General features: G+C 47.9%; 11 protein-coding genes. 1 reads left to right on the forward strand and 10 read right to left on the reverse strand.

Annotated elements, in window-relative coordinates; translation table 11 throughout:
• Window positions 1-1,342 precede the first annotated feature (1,342 nt).
• The 9 genes from COY37_RS00360 to COY37_RS00400 all read right to left on the reverse strand — a co-directional run bounded on the left by COY37_RS00360 (window position 1,343) and on the right by COY37_RS00400 (window position 9,124).
• Window positions 1,343-3,046, reverse strand: a complete 1,704-nt coding sequence (locus COY37_RS00360; RefSeq protein WP_286678774.1) for a peptidoglycan D,D-transpeptidase FtsI family protein — start codon at window positions 3,044-3,046, stop codon at window positions 1,343-1,345.
• Window positions 3,047-3,064: 18 nt separating this feature from the next.
• Entirely contained in the window at window positions 3,065-3,622 is a 558-nt protein-coding gene (locus tag COY37_RS00365; protein ID WP_286678773.1) for a hypothetical protein, read from the reverse strand.
• Between the two features lie 3 nt (window positions 3,623-3,625).
• Entirely contained in the window at window positions 3,626-4,564 is a 939-nt protein-coding gene (rsmH, locus tag COY37_RS00370) for a 16S rRNA (cytosine(1402)-N(4))-methyltransferase RsmH (RefSeq protein ID WP_286678772.1), read from the reverse strand.
• 27 nt (window positions 4,565-4,591) lie between these two features.
• Window positions 4,592-5,023, reverse strand: coding sequence for a division/cell wall cluster transcriptional repressor MraZ (gene mraZ, locus COY37_RS00375; RefSeq protein WP_286678771.1), 432 nt, complete (start codon window positions 5,021-5,023; stop codon window positions 4,592-4,594).
• A gap of 315 nt (window positions 5,024-5,338) precedes the next feature.
• Window positions 5,339-5,809, reverse strand: coding sequence for an HAD family hydrolase (locus COY37_RS00380; RefSeq protein WP_286678770.1), 471 nt, complete (start codon window positions 5,807-5,809; stop codon window positions 5,339-5,341).
• 184 nt (window positions 5,810-5,993) lie between these two features.
• The gene (locus tag COY37_RS00385) at window positions 5,994-6,743 is read right to left on the reverse strand and encodes an acyl-CoA dehydratase activase (protein ID WP_286678769.1); all 750 of its coding nucleotides are present in this window, start codon (window positions 6,741-6,743) and stop codon (window positions 5,994-5,996) included.
• Entirely contained in the window at window positions 6,744-8,036 is a 1,293-nt protein-coding gene (locus COY37_RS00390) for a double-cubane-cluster-containing anaerobic reductase (protein ID WP_286678768.1), read from the reverse strand.
• A 419-nt stretch (window positions 8,037-8,455) separates the two neighbouring features.
• Window positions 8,456-8,830 (reverse strand): CBS domain-containing protein, encoded by a 375-nt coding sequence (locus tag COY37_RS00395; RefSeq protein ID WP_286678767.1) that lies wholly within the window; start codon window positions 8,828-8,830, stop codon window positions 8,456-8,458.
• Window positions 8,831-8,950: 120 nt separating this feature from the next.
• Complete coding sequence (locus COY37_RS00400) at window positions 8,951-9,124, reverse strand: hypothetical protein (RefSeq protein WP_286678766.1); 174 nt, start codon at window positions 9,122-9,124, stop codon at window positions 8,951-8,953.
• Window positions 9,125-9,378: 254 nt separating this feature from the next.
• Here COY37_RS00400 and COY37_RS00405 point away from each other — a divergent pair, with 254 nt between their 5' ends.
• The gene (locus tag COY37_RS00405) at window positions 9,379-9,837 is read left to right on the forward strand and encodes a hypothetical protein (protein ID WP_286678765.1); all 459 of its coding nucleotides are present in this window, start codon (window positions 9,379-9,381) and stop codon (window positions 9,835-9,837) included.
• Window positions 9,838-9,890: 53 nt separating this feature from the next.
• Here the strand turns inward: COY37_RS00405 and ubiE are convergent, their stop codons facing one another.
• A complete protein-coding gene (ubiE, locus tag COY37_RS00410) occupies window positions 9,891-10,628 on the reverse strand; it encodes a bifunctional demethylmenaquinone methyltransferase/2-methoxy-6-polyprenyl-1,4-benzoquinol methylase UbiE (protein ID WP_286678764.1) in 738 nt (245 codons plus the stop codon).
• Between the last annotated feature and the right edge of the window lie 121 nt (window positions 10,629-10,749).

Below are 10,749 nucleotides of genomic sequence, written 5' to 3' on the forward strand. Positions count from 1 at the left end.
AGTCGCTTCGCTCCTTCAGAATGACAATCAATTGCTAATCGCTCCTTCAGAATGACATGCACAGAAAGTAGGATGTCGCGGTACTAGTACAAAAAGTGCACTCTTTCGTTAGTCCAAGCTGAATCGCCTGACCGCACGGGATCACCATCGCGGGATAGGGATAGGTATTGCTGCATGAGATAGCAATGTGGGAACGCTACGGTCGCATGATATACACATGCAAGAGAGCGCATTTGGTGTGTATAAGTGCGGCGAATAACACCTGGAGACTTTACTGAAGCCTCCCTGAGCCTGGAGCCGCTAAATGATCAGACTACCTCTAGCCCATGATCATATGCATGATTTTACATAATACCGTTAAGGCTGGGCCCAAGTTTAAAGACAAAGGCTTTAGCAAAGTAACTGCTCTGCGGAAAACAAGCTGCTTGATTTTGCCGATCTCAAACGGCGAGATAAGCAGGTCGTGACAGACCGATTGTTTTTAGAGATCGCCTACACCTAAGCCTGGAACCCAGCATTTTGCCTGGGCTGAGGCATCAGCGCCGCAACAACATTACTATGGTATCGTGCCAGCAATGTCTTCACCAATATTAAGTTGTACGGAGTAGCCCGATCTATCAGGATGCCACGTCGTTGATCAGATAAACCGGGCACTTACAATTGCGTAGCATACCATCACCTCCCCAACGTGCTGTATTTTATTGCGTGAATCATCTCACCCTAATACATGCTGCCTAACAACAAAATAATGCTGGTACAACAAACGCAAATCAAACAAGTGTTACTGCAAAAAACGCTAATGAAACACTTATTACAGAAACAAACTTGCTAAAAACCTACTTCACGAACCATTCTGATTTAAAACAAGCACTTAACTGTGCCGGTAGACGCCCGATTTACCGCGTTGTATCGTGTGAAGCCCTTTGCGAGCCGCCGATAAACCGGGCACTCACATTTACTTTGTATCGCATCACCCTTCCCTCTTTTCTTTCTCTTCATGGGTTGGACATTACCTTACCTACCTACTTACTTATTTATTTACCTACCTACCTACTTATTTACTTACTTACCTACTTGCTTACTTACTTACCTATCTATCTACTTACTTACCTACCTACTTGCTTGCTTACCTATCTATCTACTTACGTTATACCTTGTCTTTTGAATCGCCACGTCGCTTTTTTAAAAGCTCAGAACAACGGAAGCCGCCCGGTTCCACCGAAACGTAACCCCTATTTTACCTTCCGGTAAACCGGGCACATGCAATTTCTTTCATGTCATCCCTCCCTTCCTTTTTGCAAACAAGCGTAAATACTCCTATCCCCTGCTAGAGCTAACTACTCTATTCAGGGGGTATTTTCAAATAACGTAACGAAAACTCCGCGACTTTACTGAATACAGGCGCCGCAACCGAGCCCCCATAGATACTCTCCCGGGGCTCGTCGATAACGACCGAAATAACAAGCTGCGGATCTTGTATTGGCACCATTCCTATAAATGAAGCAACATACCTGCCCTTGTCATAACCACGACCGTTAACCTTAGCTTTCTGCGCGGTACCCGTCTTGCCGCCAACGCGATAATGAGCGACCTTCGCCTGCGGCCCAGTACCGTCCGTCACGGCTTTCTCCAGGATCTGCTTCATTTTCCGGCAAACCGCGACATCTATAACCTGTTTCTCCGGCATTGCGGGGGCACTAAGAATAACCCTTCCCCTCTGATCCGTCGCATCGAGTAACAAATGCGGTTTTATCGGGATACCATCATTGGCAATCGTTGCGTATGCCTTTACCATCATCAACTGTGTGGTACATATCCCCTGGCCAAATGGGATATTAGCCAGTGACATCACAGACCAGTTTTCTTTTTTGGGATAAAACCCCCGGGACTCGCCCGGATAATCCACGCCGGTTTTCCTGTCGAAACCAAATCGCGACAGGTAATCAAGAATCTTGTCCTTGCCCATCAACATACCGATTTTAACCATTCCGATGTTGCTTGACTCCTGGATGATGTTTGAGAACGTGTACATGCCGGCGGGCCGTGTGTGCGCATCCCTGATTCTTTTGTGGCCGATTTGGATAGCCGATTTTAAGTAAAATGGGGTTGAAGGGTTGCATAATCCCTCTTGCAGCGCACCGCTGGCAATAATAGCCTTCATCGTCGACCCAGGCTCATATAGATCAGTGATCGTCGTGTTTTTCTGGTTATCCTTATTAACTGTTGCAAGTTTGTTCGGATTGAAGTACGGGACATTCGCCATAGCGTAAATCTCTCCCGTTTTTGGGTTCATTACGATGACGCTGCCCCGCTTGGCCTTGTATTTCTTTACAACCGCCGCCAACCCAAGCTCGGCTTCGTACTGGATTTCTTTATCGATGCTGGTACGAATGTTTGAGCCATCGATCGCCCGCCGTGAACTCTGTACGCTCTGCGGAATCGGTCCGCCCTGACCGTCTCGCTCGGCAACGATTTTGCCCGGCTTTCCGTAAAGCATTTCATCGTAATACAGCTCAAGCCCGCTTAATCCGTGGTTGTCCATACCCGCAAAGCCGATCACGTGCGCACCGAGCGCGGCGTTGGGGTAATACCGCTTGCTCTCTTTAATAAAGCCAATGCCCTTTATATGCTCTTCTTTAACCAGTTGCTTTACTGCTTTAACGGTAGAAGGGTCGGTTTTTCTTACAAGATAGGTGAAGCCGCTTTGCTTGAGAAGTTTTTTGAGGATATCCCGCTCATCCATTTTCAGGACGGGCGCGAGTTTTTTTGCAAACCCCTCGCGATCGTCGATTAATGAGGGACTCGCGTAGATGGTGTCCATAAGGACGGATACGGCAAGCTCATCGCCGTTTCTGTCGAGGATGGTGCCCCGTTTAGGGGGCAACTCTACGATACTTAATCGTTGCTTTTCCGCAGCCGCATCGTATTTGGCGGCCGAAACCCCCTGAACGAAGACAAGCCGCCCCGATATTCCTACAACGCATAAAAATATTATGACCAGTAGAGCAGTTAACCGTGTCTCAGTGCTGCTTTTAACTCTACCCACTCGCTCCTCTTCCCTCTATTAACGTGCTAAAGCATGATAACCCAAGCGTCCACCATAGGAAGCTTCGACTCGGCCTTTGGTTATACTCTTACCGGATACATAATGTTTATCACCGGATGCACTCATAGAAGGGCTAGTGTTGCCCGTCGAGCTAATACCCCTCGATCCGTCATCAAGGATGCGAAGATAAGACACCTTCGGCGCCTTGACCATCGAGAGTTTCTCAACGGCAACTGATTCAATTCTTTGGGGCGATTGCAGTATGGCTTTATGCGCATAGAGATTATCCTGCGCCTGCTGAGCTACCTGAATTTCTTTCTTGACGGATTCGATCATGTAGCTTTGCTGGGATATAATCGCCTGCTGAGCTACGTTTATAATAATACCCGCTGTAATAACCGTAACGGACATCACAAAAACCGGAAAAGGGATCTCTGGTAATGCTAAAACCTGCCGGCTCTGCCGTCTCTTTGGTTCTACGACTTTCAGTTTCTTCTTCGGTTTCGGCTGCTCTTTATACCGTACCTGCTGCTGCTTGACCGCTAATTTTCTTGCCGCTTGTGCTATTGTTCTCACCTCTTACAGTTTTTCGGCGGCCCTCAACCGGGCGCTTTCCGCTCTTGGATTCTCTGCTATCTCTCCAGGTGTCGGCCTTACGACTTTCCTGGTTACTACACTCAGTTGAGGCATGTGCCCACACGTGCAAACCGGCAACCCCGGCGGGCAAATACAGCCTTTTGACAGGTCATTTATTACATTTTTCGCTACCCTATCTTCAAGCGAATGATAGGATAGTATAACTAGTCTTCCTCCCGGCCTAAGCCATTTTATGGCGTCCCGAAAACTCCGCTCGAGAATCTTGATCTCGCCGTTCACTTCAATTCGCAGTGCTTGAAACATTTGCTTCGCGGGATGTCCTCCCCGGCGTCTGGCAGGGGCCGGTATCGCATCCTTAATCACGTCCACAAGCTCAAACGTCGTTGCTATAGGACGATTTTGCCGCGCTTTAATAATAAACGCGGCGATTCTGTTGGCCCAGCGTTCCTCGCCATACTCTTTGATGACACACGTGAGGTCTCCCCTTGAATACGCATTCACCACATCGAACGCCGTTAATGCCTGTCTTTGATCCATACGCATATCAAGCGGAGCATCAAAGCGATAACTAAATCCTCTCTCGGCACGGTCGAACTGGACTGACGAAACCCCTAAGTCAAACAATACTCCGTCTATCGCATAAAGGCCGACCTCAGCCAGAATGCGATCCAGCTCACTAAAATTGCCTCGAACTAAAGAAAAATTTTGCTGGCTGAAGCGTGCTAATCTAACCCTTGCTGCGTCCAGTGCTGCGATGTCTTGATCGATTCCTAGTAAGAAGCCTTCCGGCGTTATTAAATCTAATATTGCCTCTGCATGTCCTGCCCCGCCCAAAGTGCAGTCGATGACTATGCTACCGTTAGTGCAACGTAATTGCTTCAAGACTTCAGCCAGCAAAACGGGTTTATGAAAATATTCCATCGTGGCCCTTTATTCCGTTGTGCTTTGCTAAACACCGATATCAGCTATCTCTTCCCCTATCTCAGAAGCTGATTTTTCAGCGTCAGCTATAAATCGTTCATATCTCTCCTTTGCCCAAATTTCTAGTTTATTTGCTACTCCAATTATTACAATGTCTCTATCGAGACCCGCAAAATCGCGAAGGTTCTGCGGGATTGAAATCCTTCCCTGGCGGCTTACTTCGTCTTCCACCGCACTTCCGATCACAAATCTCTGGTAGTTCCTTACTTCGGCTGTTGCGGGCTTCTTCGACATGATCTCGTCTACCCGCTCAAACCAGTCTTTCCTGGTGTAAACCAAAAGGCAGCTGTCAAACGATTTTGTTATGAAGAGGCCATCCGCCAGCGCATCCCTGAATTTCACGGGAAGTATAACGCGTCCTTTTTCATCTAGCGAATGGTAGTACTCTCCAAAAAACAAGTAGTTGCCCCTTTGGCGTTCTTTGTGTAATCCACTCTACTCCACTTTATTCCACTCTGCAACACATTTCTCCAAAATTTATAACTTTCCTTCCGTTTTTGAAAGAATTTTCTGTGTTTTGTGCGCTATGAATTTAACCAGATGCTGAATAAGCCCTGGATAACCATGATGCCAATGGATCGCCAATGGATTGGGGTATTTTTATATTTTTGTAGAGCCACATGGGGTTGAAGTTATGGCGCTTGCCTATTAAGGGGCTATTCGGGTAGATATAGGAAGCGTCGCAGAGAAATTATAGACGAACTATTAAATGACTTATTTGCGAAGGGTCGCTATAAGTCTCTTTGTATTGGCCAGCAGATCCAGGGCGTCTTCTGACCTATTTACAATTATGTCAGCGGCTAAAAGCGCATCCGTCGCGCATCCCTCACCGCCGATTACAACTATTCCTAACTGTGCTTTCTTAAGCATCTCGACATCGTTTGACCCATTGCCAATCGCAATACAGGCGGAAGCGCCGATTTTTTCGATGAAGGCCGCCTTCTGTAATGCTTCCCCCGGCGGATGCACGCGCTCAATAGTAGCCGCTATTTTGTCCTTCTGCGATTCGAGTTTTCCATAGGTATCAGCGGTAATTAAATACACCGTTAGGCCTTGCGACAATGTCTCAATCCTGTGTAATACCTGGTCGGGGATAATGCCGTCTACGGCAAGCGTGCCATTCATGTCGAGAACCAGGTTATGAAGTTCGTAACGTCCCCTCCCGGGGATATCAACTTTTATCATCTCTTACCCGCCAATCAGAGCTTAGGCAAAGGGGCAGAACCAAGGCCTACCCCTTCAATTTCTCTCTTAATTCTCTGTTATATCTCTATTTTATCTCTCTATTCTCTATTATATCAGACATATCGGACTCATGTCAGGCTGATATCACCTTATATCTGATTTTCGGGTAGGCTTGTTCGAACAGTTAATTTGCCGCATCCCGTGCCACAAGCGCCGCACCCAGCGCACCCGCGATTTCGGGATGTTCGTAAACCTGCACGCTATGCCCCAGTTTCTGCTGGAACAGCTCCCGGATGCACGGATTTCGCCCAACGCCGCCCGAGAGCACTATTTCGTCTACGATGCCCACCTTATGCAGCATCGAGCTTACTCTCTCTATAATAGACTGGTGAAGTCCCAGCGCGATGTTTATCGGCAGCTCTTTTTTTGCCAAAAGCGAGACCACTTCCGACTCTGCAAATACCGTGCACATGCTGTTTACGCGGACAGCCTTTTTTGCGGTAAGCGATGCCGCCCCAAATTCTTCAAGCGTAAAGCCCAGCGTTTTTGCCATAATCTCAAGAAATTTTCCGGTCCCCGCCGCACAGCGGTCGTTCATTTGAAAATCGGCCACCTTACCGCCCTCATCAAGCGATATAACCTTGCTGTCCTGCCCGCCGATATCAATAATCGTGCGGCAGCCGGAAAATATATGGCGCGCGCCTATGGCATGCGCCTTAATCTCGGTGATTACCCCGTCGGCGAAGTCTTCCCGCGCAAAATGCCGCCCGTATCCGGTCGCGATTATCTTTTTTGCACCATACGGCTTGATCAACTCAAGCGATCGCTCATATGGGCTAAACCCCGTGTCGGCGACTTTGAAATCTTCAACGCCATTGCCGTTTAAAGCAACCACCTTTATGCATCGAGACCCGATATCAATCCCGACATACACCTATCTAACAGCCCCTTCGCGGTCTCTAATGGTCTCCATAAAGGCCTCGACCCTGGTCGAAAGCTGCCCTGCATCCTCCATGCTATAATCAGTCTCAATCTTGAGAACCGGCACTCCGGCGTTTTTAAGCGCTCTCTCAACGCTGTTGTACTCGACCGTAAACGGGTCGCAGAACTGCAGCGAGTAATGAATCACACCATCAACATTATAATCATCAACAAGTTTCTTGATGTTATCGATTCGCTCCTTGTTCGGTGTAAAGCATGCGCAATCGAGCTTCATATAGCGGCTTGCAACTGCCTCCAACCCCGCATCGATATCAGCTGCGCCCTCGCTCACCATGTCCCTAAAATACCTGTGCCCAATGCAGGCTTCCTCGGCAACAATTACAGCACCGGTTGATTCTACTATATGATGGAGTTTCCAGTTCGGCACCGCCATCGGGCATCCCGAAATTAGAATTCTCGGGGCGCCTTTCTCGGCTGCACCGGCGCCGTTAGCAATTCTCTGCTCAAGCTCGGCGCTTATTTTGTTGATCATTTCGGTAAAACGGGCGGGATCATCGTAGAACGCCACCTGCTGTATTAATAGAGCATCTTTTCCGCTGATCGGAACCGGGTCGGCCTTTCTAGCATCGTTCATCCTCTTCAAGGCCGCACGCTTTGCGTTAACCGTGGCGATTCCCTTGGCGAGGGCGGCCGCATCAATTTGATTCCCGGTAAGTTCTTCCATCTTATCTTTGAATTTCTTAACTTCTTCTAACCAGAGCCTGCGGCTCGAATCATCCTTCATCTGCGGGGTATGCATAACATAGACGTTTGTATATTCCCCAAGAATCTCATAGCTTTTTTTCTTGCCGTCGCAGGTCGTTTCGCCGACGATCATGTCGCTCGACTCAAAATAAGGGCACACCTTTGCAATTTTAAACGACATAAAGGACTTGATGAGCGGGCAGAGGTTCCGTGGCAGCACCTTTTCAGCTTCTGCGCTTGGCCAATCGGCCCCGCCGCAAATGCCCACACACGCCGCCCCCGAAGCCAGCACTATTTCTTCCGGCACATAGAGACAAAACGTTCCTACTACTTTGCCTCCGGCATCCCGCAAATCGTTAAGCTCCTTAACCCTTAAGCCGTGAATCTCAGACATAACAAAGTCCAAGTATCCCATTCCTTCCGGACGATCTTTTTGGGTTAGGTAAACATCTCCGTAAATTTGCGGAATCACCGCTAGCAGTTGGTCGTGGGCTTCTAAGTCAAGCCCTAATTCTTTCCACATCTCACGATAATCCGACATACGCTTGCCTCCTTGGTGCTCTCCTGGCTGATACAAAAACAGTAGATAACTCTTTATATCCACTAATAGCTTTTATAATATATAATTATATATTAGACAAGAGGATTATTCATATTAGCTGGGGTTATAATACATGCCCTTAGGGGTTGTAGCGGTAGTGATTTTGGGGTAATACCAGGCCAATCCCGCATAAGACCTGGTATCATGGTATGCCCGGATGCATATCGCTTGATCTCGTAACAATACTAACCCTTAACTATAGCTTTAATTAAAAGTCTAGATTAAAGGTCTAACGGTAGTATACCGACGCTACTTCATTACGCCTAATCTCGGACGCACAAAAGGGCCGAGATGCGCTCGGCCCTGCTACTGCTGTTTGCCCTTTTAACCGCTCACCTATTTAGCAGGTCGTCGGTTCACTACATTAAGTCCAGCTTGGCGGCAATATCGGCAAGGGTTACTGTGCCGATGAGTTTGCCTTCCTCGATAACCGGAAGCTTTGTCAAGCGGTATCTATCCATAAGTGAGATGAGTGCGAGGATATCCATCCCCGGATTTGCGATCGGGGGGTTAAAATCCATGAACTCCCAAATCTGGTGCTCCGTCGGTGCGAAGCCCTGAGCGACTACGCTATATAATATATCCGAGTCCGTGATTATTCCGAGTAACTTATCCGAGTGCGTTACAAATAATGATGTAGTCCCCTTCTGAAGCATAACGGCGGCTGCATCGGCGATGGATGCCGATGGGCCGATGGTGACGAGATCCGAAACCATAATATCTTGGACAAACATAAAAATCCTCTTTCCAACCTAAATAACTGGCAAAATATGTAAATAGAATCGACAAAACCAGCTGCGAACTTAAGTTGTACTTGCGAGGAGATACTAACGCCTGCCGCATATGACCGTGAGTTAGGCGACTTTGGTTTCTTTAATTGAATCGATAAGACAATCGATTCTGGTAACCATCTGCTCGGATTCCTTACTTACGTGGTTATTTACTTTCTTGCCTTCACTGGCGATTGAACTCCACGTGCTCCAGTTATCCGAACCCAGTTTTTTGACTTTCGCTTTGCGCTTAAACATAAATGCACCCCCAAAAAGTCCATTCCAAAAACATGCCCTCACTCTATATCGGATAACTCTTCCCCAACTACACCTTTATTATTTCTGCCTCCACGGCGTCGTGATGCATTATTAATCATAATGGTTGTTTACCGCAGAAGCCGAAATATAAACGCAAATGAGGTGTAATCGGGTTTTGGGCTTTATATTAGCGGCTTAATCTAGTATTATTATGTAGAGGGTTGCTTGCGGCCTCTCTATTAAAGGAGGAACATTTGGGCAGATTTGTGAGCAGATCGATCGTAGCTTTCTCACTTTTGCTTTTAGTTGCAAGTGTCTACATGTATATGAACTTGAATAGAGCCCAGGTTCAACTGCAATCGCCGGCTTCCGGTATCTTCTCGACAAAAACAACAGAAAAGCCGGCACCTCAGAATAAGTATGTTATCCGAAACGGCTCAAATGAAATGCCTGCAGGTATGGGTCAGGCCGATGCGAATAAACCTGCACAGGGAATCCAACCCGGTGGAGCACCCGCGGCTGCGGGTCAAGGTTCGCCCGCACCTCAATCGCAAACAGGAATCGATGTTAACGCCGGCGGTGGTATAACGCCGGCACCTGCCAATCAATCGCAGGGCGCCGCTATACAAATGCCGGATGGCACGTCAGAAGATAAACTCTCAGAAGAGAACCTCACTACTAACCACGAGGCGAACAACAGCGCAGTACCGTAAGGCTAAGAGTCTCTTTAAAATCCACTTTCTCGACCCATACTAATCGCTCTTCGCTAATCGCTATTCTTAACCCCAACATGGAGGGCGACGGCGCCTAGGAAGAAGTTGCGGTAGGTTACATCCGTCCAGCCTGCTTCTCTCATCATCGACGCAAGTTCTTTTTGTGGCGGGAATACCTGCATACTCTCGGCAAGATACTTATAGGCCTGGTAATCGCTAGAAAATATTTTGCCTAAGAATGGAACAACGGACGTGATAAACCATGTGTATGGAGCATTTACTAATTTTACTTCAGGATGGCTGCTTTCGAGGATAACGAGACGTCCCCCCGGTTTGGTTACGCGATAAAACTCACGTAATACCGCGCGGTAGTCCGGAGTGTTTCGAAGGCCGAACCCGATCGTTATGGCATTAAATATGCCGTCTTCAAACGGCAGATCGTCGACAGATGCCCATTCAAATGTTATGTCGTTGCACGCATCGGTTTTCTTAATTTTCTCCCCGGCCAGATCCAACATATCCCGGCTGAAATCAACGCCAACTACTTTCGACCCGGTTATTGCGTTGACGGCGAGTGCAAGATCCCCGGTGCCGGTGCAGGCGTCAAGAACCAGTGAGTTCGTGTCGGCGGCCGTGCTTTTGGCGGCTATCCTACGCCAGCGCTGGTCCCGCCCCATTGTCATCAGGCGGTTCAGTAAATCGTAGCGCTTGGCGACCACATCGAACATGGATTGGACCCGTTCGGGCGGCTTGATTGCTTTCTTCGCGTAACTTTCCGTCGTTTTGCTCATAGCCTCTAATATACCAGACGGCGCGGGATTGCAAAACACTTGTCGCCACTATAGGCAGTCTAAGAGCCCTGATAACCGTAGATAAGAAAGTAGATACTTTCTTATCTCTAATCTCTAATCT

The organism is Candidatus Aquicultor secundus (assembly GCF_002791875.1).
In the GTDB taxonomy this organism is placed as follows: domain Bacteria; phylum Actinomycetota; class Aquicultoria; order Aquicultorales; family Aquicultoraceae; genus Aquicultor_A; species Aquicultor_A secundus.

Excerpts from the sequence above, each read along its gene's own strand:
- rsmH (WP_286678772.1), bottom strand. The coding sequence starts at position 4,564 with ATGGAATATTTTCATAAACCCGTTTTGCTGGCTGAAGTCTTGAAGCAA.
- COY37_RS00380 (WP_286678770.1), bottom strand. The coding sequence starts at position 5,809 with ATGATAAAAGTTGATATCCCCGGGAGGGGACGTTACGAACTTCATAAC.
- COY37_RS00390 (WP_286678768.1), bottom strand. The coding sequence starts at position 8,036 with ATGTCGGATTATCGTGAGATGTGGAAAGAATTAGGGCTTGACTTAGAA.
- COY37_RS00395 (WP_286678767.1), bottom strand. The coding sequence starts at position 8,830 with ATGTTTGTCCAAGATATTATGGTTTCGGATCTCGTCACCATCGGCCCA.
- COY37_RS00400 (WP_286678766.1), bottom strand. The coding sequence starts at position 9,124 with ATGTTTAAGCGCAAAGCGAAAGTCAAAAAACTGGGTTCGGATAACTGG.
- ubiE (WP_286678764.1), bottom strand. The coding sequence starts at position 10,628 with ATGAGCAAAACGACGGAAAGTTACGCGAAGAAAGCAATCAAGCCGCCC.